Consider the following 24,032-nt stretch of genomic DNA (forward strand, 5'->3'; position numbering starts at 1 on the left):
CCTGCCTTATCGTATCGAACCCGGCCAAGTATTCTGTTGCCAGATTCAATCCGACGCCCCCGCAACCGCTTTGCAATCTCATCGACCAACCGCTTCACCTTATCGAAATCGGCGTGATCGTCGCCGGGCCGCTGGACTTTGTCGATTCCAAAGCGGCGAAGCTGGCCGTGGAACAGGCCGACCAACGTCTGTCGGAAATGTTTCCCGAGTTCAAGTTCGATTTTTTTGAAATTCGTCGCCCGGAGATGCTCGGTGAAACCGGTGGCCGGGTGGAACCCAGCTTGCTCTTGCGTCAGGCGTTGGAGGAACGCGACGCAAAGCATTGGGACTTCGCTTTCGTGCTGACCGCATCCGAGCTGGTCGGAAACTACTCGTCGTATTGTTTCGCCGCCCTCAGCCGGCCCCTGGATGCGGCCGTGATTTCGATGTCATTGATCGATCCGCAGGCCCTGGGCGTGGAGGTCAATCATGACGAACGGATCCAGCGGATCGCGCGGCGGTTGAGCCGATTGATTCTGCATGGGCTGGGCCATTTGACCGGGCTGCCCAAGAGCGATCATCCCAATGACCTGCTGTTTCATCCGCCCGATGCGATGGCGTTGGACCACATGGCCGCGCTGGACGCCGAGGATTTGGAACGTCAACGCGAGGCCTTGTTGGAGATCGCCGATCCACGATTGGAAGAAGGCGAAGGCCGCGTCCTGGCATACCCGGCGTTCGCGCTGCGGGCGGCCTGGATCAACCGTTGGGAGATTTACCGGGCAGTCCGCGCCGCGCACCCGTGGGAGTTTCCGAAGCGTCTGAGCCGGTTGACGATTGCATCCTTCTCGACTTTGGCGATTTTGTTGATGACGGCGGAGTCGTGGGATCTGGCTCTGGCCCAAGGCGGGCCGCGTATTTCCCTGCTGATGGTTTGCGCCTTGTTCGCAACGACCATCTACGTGGTCCTGCGGCAACAGTTGCTTGTGCGACGTGGCAAACGCCGCAGCGAGCAATCCGTGGTCACCTCGGTGTCAGCGTTGGCGATCGTCTTTGCGGGAATGTTGGCAACCTGGATGACGCTGTTTGCGGTCGGATTGACGTTGACCCACCTGTTGTTTCCGGGCCAGTTGGTGGTCGCCTGGGCCTCGTCGACCTTCACCGACGTGCGGCAGCTCAGTTGGATGGATCGTCCCCAAATGGCGATGTTCAGCGCATCGCTGGGTTTATTGATCGGTTCGCTTGGTGCCAGTTTCGAGTCGCAGCACTACTTCCGCCACATCATCTTCGTGGACGAAGAGATCTGACGACCGAGATTGTTCAATTCGTCGATTCAGCCTGTCCTTCTGATTCGGCCTCGACAGTCGGTTCCGATGGTTTCCGCTGCAAGCCTTCTTCTCCGATTGTCAGCTCGATGGATTCGGCGACCGAAACGGAATCTTCCGAATCGACCAATTGGAGTTTGCTGGGAAAGCAACGACGCAGTTTCATCACGGTTGCCGGCGGAATCTCGAATTCGTCTCGGCTGTCGTTGGCCTCAATGGCCAAAGTTTCCCGTCGGGCGGAACGATTGGTGATACGGATCTCGATGGCCGCAGATTTCGGTCGGCCGAACAACTGCACGGCGTAATAGGTTTCTTCATCTTCCGTGGCAACTGCGACGCCGGTCTCTTCGACGTAGTCCGCAAGCATGTTTTCCCGGTGGGGAGGCGAGTCGATCCAGCCTCCCGCAAAGACCTCCGCCAGACTTTCCACGGTGACTTCTCCTGGGTTCGTGCGATAGGCGATGTTTTCCCGAACCACGCAATACTCATAGCCGGACGACGTGACGCGTTCGGCCGGCGTTCGCCCGTCCGCATGGTGCCCATATTTGTCGTTGGCGGCCATCCAACCGGCAAATTGCTCCGCCGCTTTCTGCAGGTGGTCGTTCTCTGACACGGCCGGCAGGTCGTGCTGCTTTCTAAATTCGTTGGTCCGTTGGACGATCCTGTCTTCGACCTGGTCAACAAGCGATCGGCTTGGAGTATCCGCGAGCAGGGCGGCGGGTACGCAGAAGGTGACGGCGAGTACGGCAATGCAGCAAGGTTTCGTCATTCGCGTGGAGATCATGATTGGGTGGATGCAGTGAGAGGTTGGAGAGTGGATCGGATGGATGCAACTGCCGCGCCCCATCGGGGGCCGTTCCAAGCCTACAAGCGGAGTCCATCCGCCGAGGTCCACGCCGCTTTCTCGTGAGCACGCGGTTTCCGGGAACGAGAGGCTTTGCCGCAGCGCGAAGCTTTGTCGGACCCCGTGTCGCGACGACCGCCAGAGGCTGGCTCTTTTGCCGCAATCGTGACGGCAGCTGCGGGGGCAAGAGCGTTCAAGTCACCGCTTTCTGCTGGGGAACCTGCGGTGATGGCCCGCGGTTCGCATATCGCGTGACCTGTTGGCAGTTTTCCCGCTTTGCCACAATGATTCCGCAGCGAGTCGTCAGTCCGCGTTCAAACACCCGATAGCCGAAACACTCTCCGGTCTTGACCCTTGATGGATAGCCAATCGTCAGCAGAGACGCCTTCTTCATCCTGGTTGGTGCACCAATGGATCGTTGCCGGAATCGTCTCGGCCGCTTCGCGTTTCGTTCCGGTCCCCTTTGTTGATGACTTGCTTCAAGATCGGTGTCGACGATTCACGGTCGAGCGAACATTGAAGGCGCATGACCGGGGTCAGGATTTGGAACGATATCGCACGTTTTTTGGCTCGGATACCGGATGTGCGGGTGGGTGTTTGGCCTGGGCGGCCAGGGCGCCGCTGAAATTGGTGTTGTTTCCGATTCGCAAGCTCGTGCGTGTCGTGACATCGGTTCGCGGTGTGCCATTGGAAATCACGCGAATGGTCTTGCTGGGGAGGACTCTGGATCGATGTTTGAGCCGTGAGAGCGAATGGGACGTTCCCCGGATTCGTCGGATGCGGGCGGCGTTCGAGGAGGCGTTCGCAAGGATGGACTTTCACGCCCTGCAGGCGGCAATGAAAGATGTGCTGCGCGGCGTGTCCGGCTGGAAAGACGCTGCGATCGACTTGGCGCGGCGGATGGAGAGCCGCGAACAGCCCGAGGAGGAAATCGAATCGTCTCCGGAAGTGGAACGGAGTGCCGACGGCATCTCTGCGCTCTTGGATTTGCCCGAATCCCGGGCGCTGTTCTCCGAGTTTGATCGCCGATTCGATCTGGCGATGGAGCGACTTGATCGTCAAGCGACCTGAGTCCCGGCGGGGCATTCCGGCCGGTTTGGGGACAACCATGATCTCCGATCGGGGTGGGCGACCGTCATCCGTGCAGGTCATCCGTGCGGGGCCGACCCCGGGGAGTGTGGGCACCGGTGGAATTTCTTCTGATGGACGCCGAATGGGTGAAGTCTGGCGCAGGAATTGCCTCTACGACCCCCTATCACACGATCGGCCGGACGTTTTCTGTGCCGGCCCTGCTTTTGTGACGACGACCTTCCCTTAAGGAATCCACCAATGAACATTTTCAAATTCTCCAGTCTTGCATTCACTGTCGCTGCTGCAGCCTTCGTCGGTTGTGACAGTGCCTACGAAAACCAGGCGGAAGATGTAGCCGCCGACGTCCGCGACAACTCGCAAGCCGAAGCTGAAGCCATCCGTGACCGGGGCGAACAAGCCGCCGATCAGATGGAACAGCGCTACGAAGCGGCCAAGCCGTCCGTTGAAGAGCAAGCCGAAGAAAAGGCGGACCAGATCGAGGAAAACGCCGAAGCCAAAGCCGACCAGGTTGAGGAGCAGGGCGAAGAGAAAGCCGACCAGATCGAGGACAATCCCGAGCTGGCGACGCCTGACCCATCCGCCACTGGCGTCGAGAATGACGCTGTCAAGGAAGTCGAGTGAATTCCGGGTACGGCTCGGTCGTCCGCCGTCCGGATGCCCGAACCGATCCAGTTCCAATCGCTCGATTGATCAAGCCATGACCCCGGTTGCCGAAATTCGGCTATCGGGGTGTTTTTATGCAGCTTGGCAACTGCAATCCCGTCGGTGCGATCGTGCCACGCATTCTGTGTTTCGGAGAACACGCTAGAATTTCATCACCGACCGGCACTGCGTTGGTCGGTATTGCCTTCGGTCGGCTTGCCCTTGCTTCACTTGGTTTTGCTTCAAATCTTATGTCTTCCGGAAACGAAAACGACACTTCAGGGGCGGACACCATGCTTTATGGCTGTCCGCACTGTCAATCCAATGTGCAAGTCGAACGGCGGTTCCTTGGGGGCACGACCGAATGTCCCCGGTGTGGTCGTCCTTTCCAAGTGGAGGCGCCCAAGGCCTATCCGGTTCATGATCCTGGCCCGACCGAAGCGGCAGCGGACGTTCGCGATCAACCCAATCAACCGTCCGCGGACGTGCCTCAGTTGGTCGTCCACCCCGTCGTTTTTCGCCGGCATTTTCTGGGCACGGTGATTTGCATCCTTTTGGTGCTCGCCGGTTTGGCCGGCTTGGTGATGGGCCTGGCGGATCGGACGGTGCTGAACCTCTCCGGTTCGGCGTTGCTGATTTCGTCGGGCGTGTTGATCGTCGTCGCCCTGTTCTTTCTGCTTCGCTGGCTGATCCTCAGCCGGATGCAATCATTGACGCTGACCAATGAGCGGCTGATCTACCAGTATGGACTGCTGCACCGTGGATCCAGTGAACTCCGCCACGAGGACGTCCGCAACTTGAAGCTCAGCCAAAACCTTGCCGAACGGATTCTGCGTTTTGGCGACATCGCGGTTTCCAGCGCGGGCCAAGACGACATGGAAGTCGTGATCAATGACATCCCCAATCCCGAGCGGGTCGTGGATTTCATCCGCCGTCGTCAGTAGTCTTCCCGCGTGACGCAAGCTTGAAAGACACGATCGTGTAGAAGGCCGGATAGATCAGCGACACGACGAATGTCACCGGAGACACATTCGGATACCGGGGCAACATCCACAACATCACGACGACCCACAGAACCGACCCGTAGAGGATCCAGGGCTTCCATCGCCGCGGCGTCAGGTTTGGATACAAGAATTTCACCGGCGTGACCGTCAGGATGGTCAAGATCCACATCAAAACCGCCGACGCCCATGGGCTGGCCAGCGTGCTGATCAGCCCCGCATAGAAAGCGAAGATGTTCCAGTAGGACGGAAAACCTCGGAAAAAGCCGCCGCTTTCGTCCTTGGCCTGGGTATGGGAAAAGCCGAACAAGCTGGCCGCCATCGCCAGGCTAACCGTCCATCCCGTCCCGTGAGGTAACCAACCCATTCGCCAGACCAGCATCAACGGGATGAAGGCGAACGTCAGGTAGTCCAGCAGGTCATCGATCGTTCGTCCGTCGACCGCGGGAGCGTTGGTCTTGACGTGGTAGCGTCGGGCCAAAGGGCCGTCGACGGCGTCGATGATGGTGCAGACCAGCAGCCACAAAAAAACCATCCGCGGATCCCCGTCCGGCCTCGCGACTTCGTTCATCGCCAGCGCCGCCGGCACGATGCCGGAGGCGGTCAACAGGTGGACCGCGTACGCTTTTACCCGGAGGGCTGGGCTGGAGGGCATCACCGTTTGATGGGAGAAGGTTGGGAGAACGTGGTTGCCTGGCGTCGGTTCCGATTGTGACACAAGAGCGGCTCGCTGGGGTTTCGGTTCGATGCGTCGGAAGGCATTCAATCAAGTTTCTGCTGAATCGCCGGAACGGAGAGGCAATTACCGTTCCTGGCGAGAGCGTTCCCGGAGCCGGATTTTGCGACGGATCGAAAACAGGTGTTCAGATCAAATTGGGTGCGAAACGCGATCAGGGGCTAAGTGGGTTTTCGCACGAACCTCCCTCATGGAATGCGACGCGCCGAGATTCTTGTCGATGGCCGCACGAGCGGTTGAGTGAGTCGGAACTAAGGCTGCCGCCGAGTCGCGCACATCGGTTCTTTTTCGACCAAAAGGCCGGTCTCACGGTGCCTGCGCGGGCCCGATCGCGAAGAGTGCGAAGAGTGCGGCATGTCGACCGGCTGGCGACAGTGCAGCATTGACAGGCCATTGCCGGCTTCCGGCGTCGAATGGAGGTCCGCCAACCGGACGGATCCACCGCTTTAGGGCACGATATCCATGTATCTGATGGAGGTGGAACGCGGTTTGGGTCCCGATCGATCGGATTGCTCGGCGAACGTCGTACGGGACCGATTGTCACCGGCACGTGGTCAATCGCGGCCAGGACGCGGGCCATTGGGCACATCGATTGCTACCTCGATGCAGTGATCACTCCCGCCGTCACGAGGAGTACTTTCGACTCCAATCAACGAGATTCCCAATGTCCACCAATGCGCCCGCTAGCATGCCCACGAAATTTTCCTGGCACGGCTACAGTCCGGCTTCGCTCCCACAGGTTCCGTCATGGGTTGAAACGCTGGGTCGTTTCGGCCACATCGCGAAGGGAGTCGTGTACTTCATCATGGGCTTCTTGGCGTTCAAGTTGGCGATTGGTGCCGGTGGCGAAACGGCTGGGGCAAGAGACGCCATCCGAGAAATCGGGCAACAGCCGTACGGTCGTGTTTTGTTGGGCCTGACCGCAATTGGTCTGCTCGGCTACACCGCTTGGCGTTGGGTCCAAGCCGGCAAGGACACTGAAGGGGTCGGGACCGACGCCAAAGGCTTGGTCAAACGCACCGGCTACGCCATCAGCGGCGGCAGTTACTTGTTGCTGGGATGTTTTGCCGGTTCGTTGGCATTGGGCATGGGAGGCGGAGGCCAAAGCGGGGGCAATGGTCCTTCCTTTTTGATGGACTCGACCGGCGGCCGTGTTCTGCTGGGGATCATTGCCGCGATCGTCATCGGTACGGGGATCTATTTCATCATCAAGGGGTACAAGGCGAAGTTCATGGAGAAGTACAACCTCGCTGAAATGAGCAACCGGTTCCGCCAGTTGGCGTTCCACGCCGGTCGAACCGGGCTGATCACGAGGGGAGTTGCCGTGATCATTATCGGCGGCTTTTTCCTGAGTGCTGCCTGGAGCGGGACTCGGGGCGGTGAGATCGGCGGGATGGGCGACGCACTGGCAACCATTGCATCGCAGCCTTATGGTAAGATTCTGATCGGCATCACCGGGTTCGGATTGATGGCGTACGCAGTCCACATGATCTTGATGGGCGTGTACCGCCGATTCAACGTGAACAAGGGTTAGAAGTCCGACGGAGTTGTCCTGCGCAAAAAGTCGCCAGGCAACTGGCTTCCGCGGAGCGAAAGCCGACGAGAGGAGACCATCAGTCTGCCAGGCCGTGGCCAACAAGTCGCAGTTAAACGATGCAAGATCTTTACCTCGCCGTGTTGGTGATGGCCGTGGCTTCCGCAGTCGCGGGGCTGTGCACTGGGACGTGGGCTTGGTCTGACAAAGGGCAACGGGTCATCTTGCTGATGGCCGTGGCGATTTTCTCTGCCGTCATTTTTCAGTTCTACGGTGCTGGGCAGTTGTTTTGGGCGACGGTGATGCCATCCTCGGCGGCGATCATCTACAGCAACGTCGCTCCAGTCTTGATCGGTGCTTCCGCGGGGTGGGCGACGCGTGTGCCCGGCATTCCCAGAGGCCGTCGCGCGGGGTTGGCATTGGCTCTTTCGTTGACCGCAGTGGTGGCGCTCTTTTGGCCACTACTTTCAATCTTGCTCCGTCCACCGCCAGAAGGCGCCGACCACTGGGACGGACCTGTCGCGTTGCAAACATCCTGGGCGACATGCAGTCCCGCGGCGGCGGCCACCTTGCTTCGCGGTGAAGGTATTCCGGTCAGTGAACGCGAAATGATTCCGCTGTGTTTGACCGATTCAGCGGGAACACCGACGTTGGGGCTCTACCGGGGTGTCAAATTGATTGCCAACCGTCAATCGATGGACGTTCGGGTTGTTGAACGTTCGTTGCAGGAATTGATTGAACAAAACCGGTGGCCGGTGTTGATCGCCGTGAAGTTACCTTACGGCGTCAGCGATCCTCGTTACGTGGAACAGTGGGGTTGGATTCCCGGGATGGGGCACTCGGTCGTCATCGCGGGATTTGATGACGGTCACAGCGGGTTGGACGACGCGACGTTTGTGGTTGCTGATCCATCGACAGGGCTGGAAAGGTGGTCGATCGATGACATGCGTGTCTTATGGCACGGCGATGGTATCCGCCTGGTCGATTCTGAATAAGAAAAACATCTCGTTTTTCCCTCATCGAATGCACGCGGAATTCGTGCGGCTATCACGCGTCGCTTGCGGGTTGGGGCGGCGTCCGGCTCGCGCCAATCTTTTCATTCACTCGCGGTTTGGCATCAGCTCTGCGGCCGGGTGTTTGTCCACCCGATGTCGATTCGAAGGCGAGTCGACTTTCTTTCCCCAAGTGATGAAGAGTTGTTCCATGAAATTATTTTCGCATCTATGCACGGCCGGCCCGTTGCTGGGCCTGCTTGTCTGTTTGTCTGGCACGCTGCACGCGCAGCAATCGGTTCAAACCGGAGACGGTTTGCTGCAACTCGATGCTGAGATGCCTGAACAGACTGAAGTCGGTCAGTCCTTCAAGTATCAGATTCGCGTGACCAACAGCAGTGACAACGTCACGCTCCACGATATCAAATTGAAACAGCGGAAAGCCAAAGGATTTACCGTGGAGTCGGTCAGCACCTCCGGCGACCAGGGTCGACAGAGCGGTTCCCAGGGGCAGCAAAGCTCCAACGGGTCCAAGCAAGCCAAGTCGGAAAAAAAATCGAAGAATCAGAAGTCGAAGAATCAATCGAAGCCGAAGGATTCCGGCAACAACAAGAAGTCCGGCAATCAATCGAAAAATTCCGGTAACGCATCGGAGAACTCAAAAAAGAATTCGAACGGGTCTGGCAACCAGTCGAATGGTTCCGACGACCAGTCGAAGGACAAGCAGTCATCAGGAAAGCGTGGCAATCAACAAGCTTCCAACGGCTCGCAGCAATCCGGTAACGACTCGGTCATGACCATCGCCAAGCTGGAGCCTGGTCAAAGCAAGATGATTCATGTCCAAGCGGCCGCCGATGAAGAGGGCCAACTGAAGAGTTGCCTGGAAATCGTGAGCTACACCCCGGCGTTGTGCCTGATGTCACAGGTGGTGAAACCGGAACTCGAGTTGACTAAAACTGCACCGAAGAAGGCGGATCGCTGTGATGTGGTGGAGTTGGAGTACACGCTCAAGAACGGCGGAAGCGGTGACGTGGGCGCCATCCAAATCACCGACCAACTCGGTGACGGGCTGGCGACCATCGAAGGCGACAATCAACTGAAGTTTGATATCGACCAACTAAAGTCGGGCGAAACGCGTCGATTTGTTGCCCAGGTGTATGCAGCGAAACCGGGCGACTACTCCAGCCGCGCCGTCGCGAAGGCGACGAACAGCGACCTGAAGTCTCGCAGTAAGAAGACTTCTACCAAGATCATTGCCGCCGATCTGGATGTGCAACTGGATGGGCCCAGCCGCTTGTATGGCAATCAGTTGGCGACGTTCACTGCGATGGTCACAAATACCGGAAACGCGCCGGCCAAGAATGTCCGCGCCCGCGTCATGTGGCCCAGTAATACGAACCTTGCCGACCTGGGTGAGATCACGATGAAGAAGAAGTCGAATTCGGATTCTTCCAACAAGTCCAACCAAAAAGGCACACCGACGGTTGCGGAGTCATCCGATGGAGGTTCCAGCAAGGACCAATCGGCAGATCAGTCCAACGACGGTTCGCAATCTTCAAGCGATTCAGAGTCGAGCGATTCGCAACAATCGGGTCAGTCGATGAGCGAACGCGTGGTCACGATCGATGAATTGAAGCCGGGTCAAACGGCACAATTTGAGTACGCCATTCGATCGGGCGAGGCAGATGAGATCCCGACCAAGGTAGACGTTCGTTACGTCTGCACCGTCGATGCAGCGAGCGATCAGGCCGATGCGAAGCGTCGAACCACCTCGATGGCAATGGCGAAAGCCAGCGTGGTGCGATTGCCCGCGATGCAGCTGGTCGTGATTGACGACGAAGATCCCGCGGCAGACGGCGAACAGGTAGTCTACACGGTCCGCGTGTGGAATGAGGGTGACGCCAAGGACCAAAACGTGAAGCTGAATGTCAATATCCCCGACGGCCTGACGTTCGTCAGCGCCGAAGGTCCGACGGAGCACAGCCAGGACGGATCAACCGTGACGTTCGAGCCGGTCGATTCGATGGGGCCGGGGGATCGCGAGGACTTTAAGGTGACGACGAAAAGCAAGGGAAAAGGGAATGTGCTGCTGGAAGCGAAGCTGACCAGCAAGTCACTCAACAAGGCAGTGGCCGCTGAGGAGCCAACGCGGTTGTTTAGCCGTCAGGCCCAGAACTAGGGCGTCCCGCTATTCGCCGCGCCGCGGGGGATTGTCCTCTGCGGCTCGCGGCGGGTTGAACATTCATTTCTGATGAACTGAGGCCCATTCTCGACCGGGAATGGGCCTCAGCCTTGCGCCCCAGGAGCGTTCAGGGAACTTTTGGGCAAAAAGAATCGACGCGGCAAGACTTTCCGGTGCGGCGGCCTCGGGAGTTTGACGGGCCACCTGGACAACCCTGGAGACGAGGTTCGGGGGATCGGGCCTTCGCCGGACCGGGCATGCCAATTGCTCTAAAATGCGGGCTGTGTGCCAAGAAATCGACGAGTGTGCCCAGGGTGCGAATGACGACTCCTGCCCGGTCGCATCATTTGCCCGTGATCGCGAGTTTTTCCATGTTGGAAACCATTCTCCAGACAGCCTGTCTGCTATTGCTGCTTGCTCTTGCACTCGGTTCGTTGCTGAACTTGAGCGTCAGATCACATTGGTTCATTCGGGGCTGGGATTTCCCGCGCATTCAGATCATCGCGATCAGTCTGTTGATCGCGGCCGTGTACTTCCTTGCCGAAGCCATCGAAGGCTGGCCTCAAATGACTCCCATGGCCTGGGCCGTGGTGGGGCTGACCACTTTCATTATCGCGTGGCATCTCTATCGAGTCTTGCCCTATACGCCGCTGTGGGCAAAGCAAACTGAGAAATCTCCCATCATCGATTCTCAGCGGACCCTTCGATTGGTGATATCGAACGTCGAGATGTACAACGAGTCGTACGGGCTCTGGATTGCGACGATCCAGAAGGAGCGCCCCGACGTGGTGATCGCTTTGGAAACCAACCAGCGTTGGTTGGATGAAATCGCCGAATGGCGCAAGCTTTACGCCCATGAGGTGACCTGCCCACAGGAGAATTGTTACGGAATGCTGATGGTGTCGCGGTTCCCAATCCTGGAGTCGGAAGTGCGGTACCTGGTCGAAGATGACATTCCCTCGATCGAAGCCAAGATCAAGCTGCATTCGGAGGATACCGTGCGTGTCATTGCGGTGCATCCGCGGCCGCCGGAACCGATTCGCGACATGGATTCGGCGCCGAGGGATGCCGAGCTGATGCTGTGGGGAAAACGGCTTTCGGAGGTCCACACGCCGGTCGTATTGGGCGGCGATTTGAACGACGTGGCCTGGTCACGCACGACGCGTCTATTTCTGCGGGTCAGTGACCTGTTGGATCCCCGTCGAGGCCGGGCGCTGCTGAACTCCTTTCATGCCAAACACTGGTACCTGCGGTTCCCCCTGGACCATGTCTTTCATTCCGAGCACTTCACGCTTCGGGAACTGCGTCGCTTGCCGCCGGTCGGGTCGGACCATTTTCCGATTCTGATCGAACTGCAACTGAATGAGTCGAAGGCGGATGAGCAGGAATCGTTGGAGGCGAGTTCCTCGGATGAAGAATTGGCCGACGATTTGATTGAGCGGGAATCGCTGCAGAAGGCATGAAAGCATGGTGACATTGGCATGGACGTTGCATCACCCAGTCGTCGGACGAGTGACGTTGCTCGTGACGTGCCATCCCGACGAAGGAGAAATCTGATGTCTGTTGCCAGGACCAATGAAAATACGCTGCTGAAGGTCATTCTTTCGATTCTGCTGCCGCCGCTGGCGGTCTTCATGGATCGTGGTGTAGGCGTCCAGTTTTTCTTGAACATCGTATTGACGCTGCTGGGCTTTTGGGTCGTTGGGATCATCCACGCGCTGATCGTGGTGCTTTGATCGGATAACCCGAGTGCCTGCTCCAGCACGTCCGCTTCAATGGAAGTTGTGAGTCGTCGTAGCTGCCGTCGCCAGACAATGTTGTAGCTGCCGTCGCCAGACATTGTTGTAGCTGCCGTCGCCAGACGGCGGGCAGTGGCACGCAATGACAATTTCGACGCAGCTCCATGCAACCGGACCCGCGCAACCGGTCGCAGACGTTCCTCGAGGATTCCACGCACCGCTTGTGGTGACTTCTATTCCGCCAACTTTCGATGAAGCCTGTGCGGGGAACCCAGTGCGGAGAACCCTGTGCGGGGCGGACAACGCAGCCATCCAACGTTGTTGGTAACCAGTGATGATTGAGAAATGGATCACGGAGAACGCGAATCAATTTCCAATGGTGATCCTGTCCGCAGTCGTCACGTACTTTGCGATCATCGTTTACACCCGATGGGTTGGACTGCGAAGCTTGTCAAAGATGACTGCCGCTGACTTTGCCATGACGGTTGCGGTGGGCTCATTATTTGGGGCAACGATTTCCTCGCCGACACCGACACTGTTTCTAGGGTTGGTGGCGATCGCTTCGTTGTATGCCGGCCAGTGGAGCATCGCCTACCTGCGACGGCACTCCCGACGATTCGGCAAATGGGTGGACAATGAACCATTGCTGCTGATGCGCGGCAGCCAGATCTACGACCAGAATCTCCAGCGTGCGAATGTCACGCGGGGAGATCTTTACGGGAAGCTGCGCGAGGCCAATGCGTTAGACTACGATCAGGTCCTGGCGGTGGTGTTCGAAACCACCGGTGACGTGTCGGTCTTGCGAGCCGACGAGTCGCACCGGCGGATCCATCCAGATTTTATGAACGGGGTGATCGACTACGTGGCGGAAGATTCCGAGCCAGCATGAAACTCCTGACGCGAACTTTCAATGATTTTATGGAGCACCGCTGCATCAACATGTCAGCGGCATTGGCCTACTACACCATCTTCGCTCTGCCGCCCCTGCTGTTTCTTCTACTGACGGTGCTGACGGCGGGGCTGTCCGTGACCTACGAAGGCGATATCGCTGAGGAAAAGGCGCGTCTCCTGTTGGAGCGTCATGCCGAACAGATGCTTGGGAATCAGGCTGCCCGGGATGAGATCTCCAACATGCTGGAGTCCAACCGACGGTCGGGGGGAAGTGGCTGGAAGACGTTGATCAGTTTTGTCGGCATCCTGGTTAGCGCGACCGGCGTTGTGGCGGCCATTCAGGACTCCCTCAATCGGGTCTGGTCGGTGAAACCCGACCCGCAGTCCTGGGGCATCACGCACCTGTTGTTAAAACGGTTGCTATCGTTGGCGATGATTTTGGGGTTGGGATTTCTGTTGTTGGTTTCCCTGGTGGTATCCACCATCATGTCCATGGTCGGCGAGCGCGTGGGGGCTGTCATCGGAATTGATGACGTGATTGCTCAGTGGGTCAACTTTACCGTTCAGGGCGCGGTCACGTTCGTGATCTTCGGGGCGTTATTCAAATTGATGCCGGACGCGGAAATTCGTTGGGCCGACGTGCTGCTCGGTGCACTGCTGACCACCCTGTTGTTTCTGTTGGGGCGGTACGTCTTGCAGTGGTACTTGAGCACCGCCGACCCGACAGCGCGACTCGGATCTGCTGCTGCATCCTTGGCGGTGATTCTGATTTGGGTGTACTACAGCAGCATGATCTTCTTCCTGGGCGCAGAAGCCACGCAAGCGTACGCCGCCGAGTATGGGGGTGGGATTCGACCGGAGAAAAATGCCGTGCGCGTGGTGGAGACGCTGCGGAAATAGTCGGCAGCGATGACGAGCGCCCGCACGTAGCCACGCTCGCCTGTAGCCACGCTCGCCTGTAGCCACGCTCGCCAGAGCGTGGAGAGATACCCAGCGAAGTATCGCCTCGCCCCTCGTTGAAGCGGATTGCTGTCGCCGCTTCGCGGCTGGTGGTGTTTTGGGCAGTCGTATCCGTCGGCTTGCGCCGACGGCAGGGGGCTGCCGTCACTTCGCGACTCGAGTACGTGCGACGTGTATTACCCGCTCTTCCTAGAAGGGCGAGCGTCGCGAGGGCAAGGATCGTCGACTAGAACCGGAAGATTGCCGCGGCAGCCCGCCCGTTGCTGGGAAGTTCCCCGGCGACGCAGCGGCGAACTTCAGCTCCACTTCGCAACGCTGCGATGGCTGCTCGGTTGCCCAGTTCGACACCCCGGTTGGGATCGCCGCTGGTCCTGGCGGTCTGGTCCGATTCATCGATGGTTCCGTAGATCTCTGCATCCGCAGCGACCAGCAGGCTGCGCACGCGACCTTGCAGGGCCGCGGAAACGACTTGTTCGATGTCGGTCGTTGCCTGCGCTTTCGCCAATGCGGTTCCGAACCGTTCGGAGAAATCCTCGGAGCTAACTTCCTGCTCCGACCGGGCGTGACTGATGGTCTCAATCACCTTCTTTTTTACCTGCTCGGCGGTCAAGTTCGCCGGACTTCCCGCGATCCGAAAATCCAAGTGGGATTCGCTGGCGGCGTCAAAATGACCGGCGACTTCGTCGGTGGCGAACACGGCCAGCGGCGTTCCGGTGTTGTAGATAGCCGGCTGGAGCAGTTGGGCGATCCGCACCAAATAATGGTTGCGATCGGCCTCAATCTTCTGTTCGCCTTCGCCTTGACCGTGATACATCGCGGTGGAAGTTCCACTGCCGTCACCGGAGGTCCGGTGGCTAGAGTATTGCAGCTGCTCCTCCGGGTCGCGTGGTACGATCAGGTCGTCAAAGCTGGCCGGGAATCCGGAGGCGTCCGCCGGTTCCAGGGCGCCCTCGGAAAGCCGATACAGGTTGGCCTTCTCCCAGGTGAGCGTCAGCACGAAGCAGTCCCCTCCGGACGCTTGCGTCGGCAGCATCGGTTTGAGGAACGGGACTTCATCAATCTCCACGCGTTCCTCCACTTCGTGCGGCAACCGCAGCAGTCTGATTTCTTCCGCGGTCGCCAGAATGCACAGTCCGTACGATTGGTGCTGCCAAAAGGAGTGGTCTTCTTGTTTCGCTCGCAACGGTTGAAGGAAGGCAGGATCATATCCCGCTTCGGAAAGTTGGTCACAGGCTCGGTCGAGCAGGTTTCGCAGTCGAATGGCTCCCTGGCGCGTCTCGGGACCGCTGGGAGAGGTGGGCAGGTAGATCGAAACGCAGGGATGCGACGTGATTGCGGCCAACTCATTCAAGTCGCCGCGTCGGAGGTTTCTCAGGTCCAGAACGGTTGCTGTGCTCATCTCATTTGCCTCATCGCGCATGGCGTTTCAAATCGTCAAGAATTCCGTCCACCAACAGGTCGCAAATCAGATGCCATTCCCGCGGAGTTTGTTCTGGCATCGCGTTGGTCGTCAGTTGTCGGCCAAGTGCGCCACTGCAGCACAGCGAGACGGAGAATGCACCGGCGTGGATGTGCGGGCAAGCTTTCGTAGAATGTCGGAGAGGTCAGGTCGGCATGAAGTTTGCTCAGACGAGGCGGGGACTGCGTCTTCGTCGCGACCAGCTCCGGGGCCCGGAAGCGTTGGTTTCTGGAGGAATAACGCCGTCGCAAGGGTGATTTCCAGCCGGCGCGGGGCCTGGCCGAGAGGTCTCCCTGGAGCGGAAATGGAGGTTGAAAGTTTCTGCCGGTTGGGCGGCGGCGCGATCGTCGGAGGTTCGTTGCGACGCCTCCACGTCGACGCAATCAATGATCCACCGCTGAACCCATCTGGAACGTCTCCCGCCCATGAACGAACGCACCGACAACGAACCGACCGAACCCGCCACCTCGCTGGTGTCAACGCTTGCGGTTCGCATCTGTGCGACGATGTTGGTGCTGTACGCGCTTTACTACGCGCGGTCCTTGTTCGTTCCAGTGGTCACGGCGATCGTCTTGTACTTGACGTTGCGGCCGATCGTTCGTCGCGGCAGGGCCATCCGGATTCCGTCAACTGTCACCGCAATCGCGATCATGGCCGGGTTGGTGATATTGCTCGCATCGGCAACGTACTTGGTCTTTACCCCCGCCAAACAGACGCTGGCTGATGCGCCGCGTCACATCGCGACGGCAAAGGAGCGATTGGCGTTCGTGTTCGACAAGATGGAGGAGGTCGATCAGGCGACCGAAGAAATGTCGCAGGCGACCGACGGCAGCGAGGAAGCCGCGGGGGAAGACGAACCTGTGCCGGTTGAGATCGAACAGCCTGCCTGGAGCAGCAATGTCACCCTGGTGAACGGAACCGGGAATTTTGTTTCATTCGTGACCGTCGCCGGGGTGCTGCTGTTCTTCCTACTGGCGGCCGGCGATGACTTGCTTCGCAACGTGATGCGATCGTTGCCCGATTTTACTTCCCGCCGGCGAATGATCGAAGTTTTGCAGAACGTCCAGGAGGGTCTGGGAAGTTATCTTGCCCAGGTTTCGCTGATCAACGCGGGGTTGGGAATCTCAGTGACCGTCGCGATGTGGCTGTTCGGGATGCCCTCGCCATTCGTATGGGGCACGATGGCATTCGCCTTCAACTTCATTCCCATCGTGGGGGCGATTTGCGGGGCGATCATCATTTTCTTTGTCGCCATCGTCAACTTCGACACCGCCTGGTATGCCTCGGTTGTGACACTCGGCTACATCGGGCTCACCTCGTTGGAGGGCCAAGTGATCACCCCCGCCATTCTAGGAAGGTCGATGCGGATCAGCCCCGTGTTGGTGTTCATCTTCATCGTGTTCTGGGGCTGGATGTGGGGAATGATGGGGGTCTTCCTGTCGGTACCGATTCTGATCGCGACCCGCATGATCTGCGAGGGATACGAGGGATTGCATCCGATTGCGCTGATTCTGGGCGCAGAAGAGTCTCACGTCTTGCCGCATAAAGATTCCGATCAGGACGAAGCGAAATCTTCGTCGATTCAACGCTCGGCTGCCGCCGACGGCATGGAATCTGCACCAACCTAGCGTCGGTCTGGAGGCCCGAAGCCGTAGGCACCAGCGCCAGGCCGAAGCATGGTGACACTTCGGAATCTTGAGACCCGAGGCGAGTGCCTTTGGCTCATCTGTTCCAGTCAAACGCGTTTTCAGGCGGGTTTTCACGCGGGGCCAAGCTGGACAGCGTCACTCTGTAGCGGTATGCCATTGATGAAGCTAGCGCAACTTGAATGAGGGAGAATGGAGATGTCTGAGACCAATCCTGAAATTGAAGCTCAAATGGACGAGCTGGCTCATCTCTGCTGTCAGCGTCTGTCGGGGGAACTGCCCGCCGATGAGCGTTCGGATTTATTGCTGAAGTCCCTGCTGATGAGCGGATACGTCTGGAAGCACAAGGGATCCTTCCAGGCCGACTTGGAAGCGCGCGTGAAGTCTCGATGCGGGCATCACGCCATGCATCGTGGTGGAGAACTTTCGTCGATGTCGGAAAAGTTGGAGGAGAAGTTTCGCGAACTGGCTCGGTGGGAATCTAAATCGCCGGACACGACCTCGAAGCCGAAGGCAGCGAACATCAGTTCAGCGACGGACGCCTGAGCCCGCCACGGACGCTAAGCACGGCCACAACGGCCACGGGCGCCACACGGCCACTGACTCTGGGCACCGCGGCGTCGGGTTGGCGGGCGAAGTGATGGCAAGACATCAAGAATCGTCTCCCGCACGCCCCACTCTCGGGCATCTCGGTACGTCACTTGCATCCGCTGGCAGGATCGCGTCATCGCGGGCGTGCGTCCGATGCATTTGGTGACGTCAGCTTTTCAAACAAGAGTAAAACGGGAGTTCCACCGTGAAATCTATTTTCGAACCAATGACGGTCAAGGTTGGCGGTTTGACGCTGGCCATTGCCATGACGTGCGGGCTTTCCCCTTCCGCCTCGGGCCAGGACGTCGATGTTGCGACGCCGCGTGGGCAGGTCGAGGTCGAAGACGAGGGGCTTGGTGGCGAAGACGTGGAGGTGCGGGTGCAGTCCGATCGGCGTCGCGGCACCGATCGCGCCCGCGCGATGAACGCTTCGCTCTCGAATCGCCAGCTGGCCAACTGGCTACTGGTCGATCAGCGTCAAATCGTGGACCTGGCCAAGTACGGGTTGGACCGCAGTAAGTCGCCTGAGGTGCGGCAGCTCGCGGAGACCGTGATTCAGGATCATCAGGACTTCAGTAAGCAATTGAGGCAGGTCAACGCGGGCGATCGCAACGACGACCAGGCAGCCGATGAATCCGACCAGCGCCGGGATCGGCGGCGGAATCTGCTTCGAAACCGTGGCGAGGCGGACGGCCGCGAAGGTCGCGACGCGTTGGAAGGGATCGCCGACCGGATTGAAAGCGGCGTGGATCGGTTGGCCAATCGCGCCGAACGTGTCGTGGAAGAGACTCGTGATGCCGTCGAACGCAATGTCGCCGACGTCCGTAGACGTCCGGGCGGCGCGGCAGCCGCTGGATGGCTGGCCATTCATCGCGACATCAGCCAGCGGTGGTCGCAAGCGGTCCGTAATGACCTGGAAAACCGCGACGGGTATGAATTCGATGCCGCATTTGTCGGTGTCCTCGTGGCGGCACATTTGAAGGAGCAGGCTGTTTTGGAGGTGCTGCGTGATCACGCTGACGGCGACCTGAAAAGCACGTTGGATCAGGCACTCGCGACGACCATGCAACACCGCCAGTCGGCCGAACAAGTGATGCAATCCATTAAACGTTGATCCAATTTTGACACTCTTCATCGGAGAATAGAAAATGAGTACGACAACCACCACCAAAAGTGAAGCGGCGTGGGATCAAGTTCACGAGGCAATCCTTCACCGTTGGCCGCAGATCCAACGCGGAGAATTGCTGCGCTGTGAAAACAATGTCAGCGATTTGGTTGACCACGTTTCACAGCGGGTCTCAGCTAAGCGAGACGAAGTCGAGGCCGTCGTTCGAGAATTTGCACCCGCGGACGCGGATTCACTTTCTGAACGTGCCCGCAGGCAGGCCGAGCATGCCGGAGAGTCGTTGCGAGCGGCCTACCAGCAGACCAGCGAGGTGATTGCTGAGCGGCCGGGCGAATCCGTGCTGACCAGCTTCGTCGCCGGAATCGTGGTCGGCGCAGCCGTGACGGCCCTGTTCATGAGCTCTCGGCGGGAGCCGGAACCGACGACATGGCAGCGGTTGAGAGACAGCTACTACCGATAAGCATCAACCGCAATGCGAATCGATTTTGACGCTCGCGAGGCACCGTCTCGTGACTCGCGAGCGTCGGATCGGCAAGGACAGCGGTTAGCGGGACAACGTCACTTTCAGGCAAAAAACCGTGATTTGCAGTGCGATGAACGGCAGGTCGCTAGCCGCCGGTCGATGCGAGAGAACCCGCGGCTAGCGCCACGCGGCTCACGCAAAGTGAAGCTAAACAGGTTCGGCTGATTTCAGCCCACTCTCTGGCCGACGCATGAACGCACTTCCTTCACGATTCCGTCCGCGGAGATCCCTTGGTCCTCACGGAGCTCTTCCGGCGTGCCACTCATGGCCCGTTTACGAACCGCCAGCGATCGAATGGACGCTGTCGATTCGGCAACCGCACTGCGAACCGCTTCGCCCAAGCCGCCTTCCGGGAAGTGGTCTTCGATGGTGATCAGCACCTCGGTTTCTGCTGCGGCTTGTCGCAGCGTTTCCCGATCCAAAGGCTTGATCGAATACAGATCGATGACGCGAACCTGAATGCCGTCCTGTTGCAACGTTTCTTGGGCCCGCAACGCTTCATGCACAGTGACTCCCGCCGCGACCAACGTCGCTTGATCGTTCGACGAGCGGCGCAACACGTTGCACCCGCCGATCGAGAATCGGGTTTGATCGTCGTACAGCACGGGAGTCTTCCCGCGGGTCGTCCGCAAATAGGAAATGCCGTGATGTTGCATCATTGCTTCTACCAGCCGTTCGGCGGAAACGGCGTCGCACGGATACAGGACAACGCTTTCTTGGATGGTGCGGAACATGGCAATGTCTTCCAGCCCCATTTGCGAGGGACCATCTTGCCCGATTGAGACGCCGCAATGCGAACCCACAAATTTCACGTTGACGTCACTGTAGCGTGCCATTCGAATCTGATCGAAGGCTCGGGTGAGAAACGCGGCGAATGATGAGACGAACGGGATCTTACCCCGTCTGGCCAAGCCAATTGCTGCCCCGGCCATGTTCTGCTCGGCCACGAACATTTCAAAGAACCGGTCGGGAAACTCCTCCGCGAAGAACTTGGCCCGCGTCGAGTTGCTGACTTCTCCGTCAAGCGAAACCAGGTTGGGCCATTGCGGACCTAAACGCTGGATCGCATTTCCGAAGGCGTTCCGGGTCGCAACCTTGTCACCAATCTTGTAGTCGAAGGGTTGGGAAGCTTGCGGGGAAGATTTTTCAGGCTGCGCGTTCTCCGGGCTGGCAAGGTTGCCGGTGATCGGTTCGCCTTCGGCCGGCAGCTCGGCCAGAGCCTGCTGCAGTTGATCTTCATCAAGGGGTTTGCCGTGCCAACCCGGCTGGTCTTCCAGGAAGCTGACGCCCTTTCCCTTGATCGTGTGGGCGATCAGCATTTTGGGGCGTTTCGAATCAGATGCGAAGGCTTTTCGGTAGGCAGCATCCACTTCCGCCAGGTCATGGCCGTCTTCGATCAGGATGGTTTCCCAGCCGAAAGCCTCGATTCGACGTTGGTGCGCCGTCAGGTCGTGTCCCTGCATCGTCTCGCCTCGCTGGCCAAGCCGATTCACGTCAAGGATTCCGATTAGATTGTTCAGTTGATAATGGGACGCCAACTCCATTGCTTCCCACTGGCTGCCTTCGGCCATCTCGCTGTCACCGAGCAAGACAAAGGTGCGATACGGAAGTCGGTCGAGGTACTGGCCGTTGAGCGCCATCCCCAGGCCGATCGACAGCCCCTGCCCTAACGAACCGGTTGCGGCTTCGGTCAACTCGAATCGCGAGGTGGGGTGCCCTTCAATCGGGCTTCCAAACTGACGGTACGTCATCAAGTCAGCCGAACTGACTTGGCCGGCGGCGGCCCATAGCGAGTAAAACAACGGGGATGCGTGTCCCTTGGAAAAGATCAGTCGGTCATTGTTGGGGTGTTCGGGATGATCCGCATCGAAGCGAAAATGCCCCTGAAAAAACAACGCGGTCATCAATTCGACAGCGGACAGAGATGAAGTCGGGTGGCCGGAACCGGCCTGAGTCGTCGAACGCAGAATCGCACGGCGAATCTGTCGAGCCAACTGATCCAGCGTGTCACGGTCGATGGAAGTCGCTTGCATGTTCATTTCATCATTCCTTGCGTGTGGACGATCAATCTGGTCGCGGATCGGACAATGTCGAGGGCGGGTTATGGAAGACCAGCCCCGAACGTCTCCGGTGGTGGACGACTGGACGTTCCCCGATCGCAACACGTCGAATCGACGCAAGAATTGCGCCAGCGTGCCAGAGGCGGCGATCGATTCGAAGACCCAGGAAGTGCGGGTGTTCTTCGCGGAAGGAACAGGCATTGCATCGCTTTTGCCAAAACTGAACGACTACCGAGCCTCCTGGGGGCCTCGATTCCGCTGGGGTCGATCAGCCCGGTCGGTGAGTGGTCGTGTGAATTCGTACCGAGAAACTGAATTCGTACCGAGAAACAAGGATCTACCCGATGTTTGTCAAAGAAAAGAGCTCTGGCGACCTCATTCGTATCGACCCTGTCGACGTCTTGGTTCTGGCCGACCCGCTGGCGGAAACCGTCAGCGGACGCCGGCAAGCAGGCGAGGAAGAGCAGGATCGGGACGAGTACCGGAAAGAGGATTTGATCTTCCCCTCGGGTGAATCATTTCCGAAATGCTGGACCGAGCCGTCTTATCAGCTTTCTAAGGCGCACTGATCGAACGGCCGTGACGCGCCATCGGTCCGTCTGGCTTCCTCTGCAACCGGTAGCGACGCTCATTCGAGCGCGGCGTTCCGCAGCCCGGTGGCCGCGCCGACGGATCGCGCGAGCATCTGGGCAGTGCGTCGCGGCGGGGCGTGCGCTTCCGCTTCGTTCGTGGCCTGCTCACAGACGCGACCGGCATGAAATCGCACACTGCCACTGAGCGGTGGCGCTGCGCAGTGACACGATGTGGCACGGTGATTGCATTGCGACGACACGTTCTTGTCCGCGACGCGATTGTGAATCATTGCACATTCGTGTGTCGTTGCACGGTTGTCTTTGCGCGGTGGCCTGACAAGATCTCTCGTCAAGACTTTTCGCCGTTGCCGTGGCCTGCCGGTTCGCGAGGCGGTTTTCCTCATCGATCTCGGAGCCGGTTTTGCAAACGCTGTGGTACAAAAACGCCGTCATCTATTGCCTGGACGTTGAAACCTTTCAGGATTCCAACGGCGATGGAATTGGGGATCTGATCGGGCTGACACGACGGTTGGATTATCTGGCTGGGCTGGGAGTTACCTGCCTGTGGTTGATGCCCTTTTATCCGACGCCCAACCGGGACAACGGATACGACGTGATGGACTACTTCAACGTCGATCCCCGCCTCGGACACCTCGGCGATTTCGTTGACTTCATTGCCGCGGCGGACGAACGGGGGATCCGCGTGATCATCGATCTGGTCGTGAATCACACCTCCATTGAACATCCCTGGTTTCAATCGGCCAGGTCTTCGGAGGATTCGCCCTATCGAGACTTTTACGTTTGGAAGGACCACAAGCCGGACGACGCGGAAGAATTTCTGGTGTTCCCCGGTTACCAAAAGACGACCTGGACCTACGACCGCAAGGCCAAGGCATATTACTTTCACCGTTTCTACAAGCACCAGGCGGAGTTGAACATTGCCAATGAGAAGGTTCGCCAGCAGATCCGCAAGGTGATGGCGTTCTGGCTGAAGTTGGGTGTGTCGGGGTTTCGCGTCGACGCAGCACCTTTCCTGATCGAACTGAAATCGTTGGACGGAGTGCAGGTCGATGAACCGTATGAGTATTTGAGTGAGTTTCGCGACTACCTGTCCTGGCTGAAGGGCGACGCGATTCTGTTGGCCGAGGCAAACGTGGCGATGGACGAAGTTCCCGACTACTTCGGGGACGGAAACAAGCTGCACATGATGTTCAATTTCGTGTTGAATCAGCACGTGATGCTGGCGCTGGTTCGCGGCGATGCCACGGCGATTCGCGAAGGGATCTACAAGCCGCCTAGAATCCCGGATACTTGCCAGTGGGCCAACTTTCTTCGCAACCATGACGAGTTCGCCGTGGGGCGGCTCAGTCAGTCGCAGCAAGAAGAAATCTACCGGGCCTGGGCTCCGAAAGAATCGATGCGGATCTATGACCGCGGGATCCGCCGTCGCTTGCCACCCATGTTGGGCGGCGACATGAAACGCCTGAAACTCTCGCACAGCCTGCTGATGACGATGCCGGGAACGCCCGTGCTGCGCTACGGCGAGGAAATTGGGATGGGAGAGGATTTGTCGTTGAAGGAACGCTCGAGTATTCGAACGCCCATGCAGTGGTCCGACTCAAAAGGCGCGGGTTTTTCCAATGCCGATGCGGCGGAATTGATTCGTCCGGTGGTCTCGAAAGGTCCCTTTTCCTATCAGAAGGTCAACGTGACCGATCAGCAGCGGGACGCCGAGTCGTTGTTGAACGTGACCGAACACATGATCCGCGTGCGGAAAGAGAATCCGGCATTCGGATGTGGTGAGCACTCTCTGGTTGAGACTCAAGATTCCCACGTGATCGCCCATCAATCGACTTGGGACGGCCACAGCGTCGTCGCCGTGCACAATCTGAGCGATCAGGATCTTGAGGTCACCCTCGACTTGGCAGAGCGAAAGAACGCCAAAGTCACCGAGCTGCTGACCGACGACCGGTATGACACTCCGAAACGGATCACCCTGCCAATCCAGGTCGCCGGCTATGGCTATCGCTGGTTTCGCCTGGAACCTTAGTGGCCTGTTCATTAGTGGCCTTTCCCGCAAGTCGTGCTATCTGCTCCCAAACCCGAATCGCGCGTCGCACGACCACTTGCGTTTTCTT

21 protein-coding genes are annotated in these 24,032 nt (G+C 58.6%); 17 read left to right on the plus strand and 4 right to left on the minus strand.

Annotation, left to right across the window (positions count from 1 at the left end; all coding sequences use genetic code 11):
* Nucleotides 1-113 precede the first annotated feature (113 nt).
* A complete protein-coding gene (locus FYK55_RS13750; RefSeq protein WP_235908681.1) occupies nt 114-1,286 on the plus strand; it encodes a hypothetical protein in 1,173 nt (390 codons plus the stop codon).
* A 13-nt stretch (nt 1,287-1,299) separates the two neighbouring features.
* Here the strand turns inward: FYK55_RS13750 and FYK55_RS13755 are convergent, their stop codons facing one another.
* Complete coding sequence (locus FYK55_RS13755; RefSeq protein ID WP_150077007.1) at nt 1,300-2,073, minus strand: CAP domain-containing protein; 774 nt, start codon at nt 2,071-2,073, stop codon at nt 1,300-1,302.
* Between the two features lie 432 nt (nt 2,074-2,505).
* Between FYK55_RS13755 and FYK55_RS13760 the strand changes: the two genes are divergently transcribed.
* From FYK55_RS13760 to FYK55_RS13770, 3 genes are all read left to right on the plus strand, one after another.
* Nucleotides 2,506-3,219: a hypothetical protein gene (locus FYK55_RS13760; protein WP_150077008.1), complete on the plus strand. Its 714-nt coding sequence runs from the start codon at nt 2,506-2,508 to the stop codon at nt 3,217-3,219.
* Between the two features lie 258 nt (nt 3,220-3,477).
* Nucleotides 3,478-3,861 carry a hypothetical protein gene (locus FYK55_RS13765; protein WP_201743714.1) on the plus strand — a complete coding sequence of 128 codons (384 nt, stop codon included), beginning with the start codon at nt 3,478-3,480 and terminating at the stop codon, nt 3,859-3,861.
* Between the two features lie 272 nt (nt 3,862-4,133).
* The gene (locus FYK55_RS13770; RefSeq protein WP_161604493.1) at nt 4,134-4,826 is read left to right on the plus strand and encodes a PH domain-containing protein; all 693 of its coding nucleotides are present in this window, start codon (nt 4,134-4,136) and stop codon (nt 4,824-4,826) included.
* On the opposite strand, the gene FYK55_RS13775 is transcribed toward FYK55_RS13770, so the two are convergent.
* On the minus strand, nt 4,807-5,538 hold the full coding sequence (locus tag FYK55_RS13775; protein WP_150077010.1) for a CDP-alcohol phosphatidyltransferase family protein: 732 nt from the start codon (nt 5,536-5,538) through the stop codon (nt 4,807-4,809). The genes FYK55_RS13770 and FYK55_RS13775 overlap by 20 nt on opposite strands.
* Before the next feature lie 769 nt (nt 5,539-6,307).
* Here FYK55_RS13775 and FYK55_RS13780 point away from each other — a divergent pair.
* The 7 genes from FYK55_RS13780 to FYK55_RS13810 all read left to right on the plus strand — a co-directional run bounded on the left by FYK55_RS13780 (nt 6,308) and on the right by FYK55_RS13810 (nt 13,857).
* Nucleotides 6,308-7,153, plus strand: a complete 846-nt coding sequence (locus tag FYK55_RS13780; protein WP_150077011.1) for a DUF1206 domain-containing protein — start codon at nt 6,308-6,310, stop codon at nt 7,151-7,153.
* A gap of 119 nt (nt 7,154-7,272) precedes the next feature.
* Entirely contained in the window at nt 7,273-8,148 is an 876-nt protein-coding gene (locus FYK55_RS13785; RefSeq protein ID WP_150077012.1) for a C39 family peptidase, read from the plus strand.
* 208 nt (nt 8,149-8,356) lie between these two features.
* Nucleotides 8,357-10,324 (plus strand): DUF11 domain-containing protein, encoded by a 1,968-nt coding sequence (locus FYK55_RS13790; protein WP_161604494.1) that lies wholly within the window; start codon nt 8,357-8,359, stop codon nt 10,322-10,324.
* A gap of 374 nt (nt 10,325-10,698) precedes the next feature.
* A complete protein-coding gene (locus FYK55_RS13795) occupies nt 10,699-11,790 on the plus strand; it encodes an endonuclease/exonuclease/phosphatase family protein (protein ID WP_150077014.1) in 1,092 nt (363 codons plus the stop codon).
* Between the two features lie 93 nt (nt 11,791-11,883).
* The gene (locus FYK55_RS13800; RefSeq protein WP_150077015.1) at nt 11,884-12,063 is read left to right on the plus strand and encodes a YqaE/Pmp3 family membrane protein; all 180 of its coding nucleotides are present in this window, start codon (nt 11,884-11,886) and stop codon (nt 12,061-12,063) included.
* Between the two features lie 337 nt (nt 12,064-12,400).
* Nucleotides 12,401-12,955, plus strand: a complete 555-nt coding sequence (locus tag FYK55_RS13805; protein WP_150077016.1) for a DUF421 domain-containing protein — start codon at nt 12,401-12,403, stop codon at nt 12,953-12,955.
* Nucleotides 12,952-13,857: a YihY/virulence factor BrkB family protein gene (locus FYK55_RS13810; RefSeq protein ID WP_150077017.1), complete on the plus strand. Its 906-nt coding sequence runs from the start codon at nt 12,952-12,954 to the stop codon at nt 13,855-13,857. Before FYK55_RS13805 ends, FYK55_RS13810 begins: the two co-directional genes overlap by 4 nt.
* A gap of 286 nt (nt 13,858-14,143) precedes the next feature.
* On the opposite strand, the gene FYK55_RS13815 is transcribed toward FYK55_RS13810, so the two are convergent.
* Nucleotides 14,144-15,316 carry a baeRF3 domain-containing protein gene (locus tag FYK55_RS13815; protein WP_150077018.1) on the minus strand — a complete coding sequence of 391 codons (1,173 nt, stop codon included), beginning with the start codon at nt 15,314-15,316 and terminating at the stop codon, nt 14,144-14,146.
* 485 nt (nt 15,317-15,801) lie between these two features.
* Between FYK55_RS13815 and FYK55_RS13820 the strand changes: the two genes are divergently transcribed.
* From FYK55_RS13820 to FYK55_RS13835, 4 genes are all read left to right on the plus strand, one after another.
* Nucleotides 15,802-17,004, plus strand: a complete 1,203-nt coding sequence (locus tag FYK55_RS13820; RefSeq protein WP_150077019.1) for an AI-2E family transporter — start codon at nt 15,802-15,804, stop codon at nt 17,002-17,004.
* 216 nt (nt 17,005-17,220) lie between these two features.
* The gene (locus FYK55_RS13825; protein ID WP_150077020.1) at nt 17,221-17,568 is read left to right on the plus strand and encodes a hypothetical protein; all 348 of its coding nucleotides are present in this window, start codon (nt 17,221-17,223) and stop codon (nt 17,566-17,568) included.
* A 250-nt stretch (nt 17,569-17,818) separates the two neighbouring features.
* A complete protein-coding gene (locus tag FYK55_RS13830) occupies nt 17,819-18,727 on the plus strand; it encodes a DUF4142 domain-containing protein (protein WP_150077021.1) in 909 nt (302 codons plus the stop codon).
* Between the two features lie 34 nt (nt 18,728-18,761).
* Complete coding sequence (locus FYK55_RS13835; protein ID WP_150077022.1) at nt 18,762-19,199, plus strand: hypothetical protein; 438 nt, start codon at nt 18,762-18,764, stop codon at nt 19,197-19,199.
* A gap of 230 nt (nt 19,200-19,429) precedes the next feature.
* Here the strand turns inward: FYK55_RS13835 and FYK55_RS13840 are convergent, their stop codons facing one another.
* Nucleotides 19,430-21,523 carry a transketolase gene (locus FYK55_RS13840; RefSeq protein ID WP_235908682.1) on the minus strand — a complete coding sequence of 698 codons (2,094 nt, stop codon included), beginning with the start codon at nt 21,521-21,523 and terminating at the stop codon, nt 19,430-19,432.
* Nucleotides 21,524-21,666: 143 nt separating this feature from the next.
* On the opposite strand from FYK55_RS13840, the gene FYK55_RS13845 reads away from it, so the two are divergent.
* Nucleotides 21,667-21,891 carry an acetyltransferase gene (locus tag FYK55_RS13845; RefSeq protein ID WP_150077023.1) on the plus strand — a complete coding sequence of 75 codons (225 nt, stop codon included), beginning with the start codon at nt 21,667-21,669 and terminating at the stop codon, nt 21,889-21,891.
* 424 nt (nt 21,892-22,315) lie between these two features.
* Nucleotides 22,316-23,944: an alpha-amylase family protein gene (locus FYK55_RS13850; protein WP_150077024.1), complete on the plus strand. Its 1,629-nt coding sequence runs from the start codon at nt 22,316-22,318 to the stop codon at nt 23,942-23,944.
* The last annotated feature ends 88 nt before the right edge of the window (nt 23,945-24,032 follow it).

It is taken from the genome of Roseiconus nitratireducens (assembly GCF_008629675.1).
Lineage (GTDB): Bacteria > Planctomycetota > Planctomycetia > Pirellulales > Pirellulaceae > Stieleria > Stieleria nitratireducens.

Excerpts from the sequence above, each read along its gene's own strand:
- FYK55_RS13780 (WP_150077011.1), top strand. The coding sequence starts at position 6,308 with ATGCCCACGAAATTTTCCTGGCACGGCTACAGTCCGGCTTCGCTCCCA.
- FYK55_RS13760 (WP_150077008.1), top strand. The coding sequence starts at position 2,506 with ATGGATAGCCAATCGTCAGCAGAGACGCCTTCTTCATCCTGGTTGGTG.
- FYK55_RS13785 (WP_150077012.1), top strand. The coding sequence starts at position 7,273 with ATGCAAGATCTTTACCTCGCCGTGTTGGTGATGGCCGTGGCTTCCGCA.
- FYK55_RS13840 (WP_235908682.1), bottom strand. The coding sequence starts at position 21,523 with ATGCCTGTTCCTTCCGCGAAGAACACCCGCACTTCCTGGGTCTTCGAA.
- FYK55_RS13790 (WP_161604494.1), top strand. The coding sequence starts at position 8,357 with ATGAAATTATTTTCGCATCTATGCACGGCCGGCCCGTTGCTGGGCCTG.
- FYK55_RS13825 (WP_150077020.1), top strand. The coding sequence starts at position 17,221 with ATGTCTGAGACCAATCCTGAAATTGAAGCTCAAATGGACGAGCTGGCT.
- FYK55_RS13770 (WP_161604493.1), top strand. The coding sequence starts at position 4,134 with ATGTCTTCCGGAAACGAAAACGACACTTCAGGGGCGGACACCATGCTT.
- FYK55_RS13795 (WP_150077014.1), top strand. The coding sequence starts at position 10,699 with ATGTTGGAAACCATTCTCCAGACAGCCTGTCTGCTATTGCTGCTTGCT.
- FYK55_RS13845 (WP_150077023.1), top strand. The coding sequence starts at position 21,667 with ATGTTTGTCAAAGAAAAGAGCTCTGGCGACCTCATTCGTATCGACCCT.
- FYK55_RS13820 (WP_150077019.1), top strand. The coding sequence starts at position 15,802 with ATGAACGAACGCACCGACAACGAACCGACCGAACCCGCCACCTCGCTG.
- FYK55_RS13815 (WP_150077018.1), bottom strand. The coding sequence starts at position 15,316 with ATGAGCACAGCAACCGTTCTGGACCTGAGAAACCTCCGACGCGGCGAC.
- FYK55_RS13775 (WP_150077010.1), bottom strand. The coding sequence starts at position 5,538 with ATGCCCTCCAGCCCAGCCCTCCGGGTAAAAGCGTACGCGGTCCACCTG.
- FYK55_RS13800 (WP_150077015.1), top strand. The coding sequence starts at position 11,884 with ATGTCTGTTGCCAGGACCAATGAAAATACGCTGCTGAAGGTCATTCTT.
- FYK55_RS13835 (WP_150077022.1), top strand. The coding sequence starts at position 18,762 with ATGAGTACGACAACCACCACCAAAAGTGAAGCGGCGTGGGATCAAGTT.
- FYK55_RS13805 (WP_150077016.1), top strand. The coding sequence starts at position 12,401 with ATGATTGAGAAATGGATCACGGAGAACGCGAATCAATTTCCAATGGTG.
- FYK55_RS13765 (WP_201743714.1), top strand. The coding sequence starts at position 3,478 with ATGAACATTTTCAAATTCTCCAGTCTTGCATTCACTGTCGCTGCTGCA.
- FYK55_RS13755 (WP_150077007.1), bottom strand. The coding sequence starts at position 2,073 with ATGACGAAACCTTGCTGCATTGCCGTACTCGCCGTCACCTTCTGCGTA.
- FYK55_RS13810 (WP_150077017.1), top strand. The coding sequence starts at position 12,952 with ATGAAACTCCTGACGCGAACTTTCAATGATTTTATGGAGCACCGCTGC.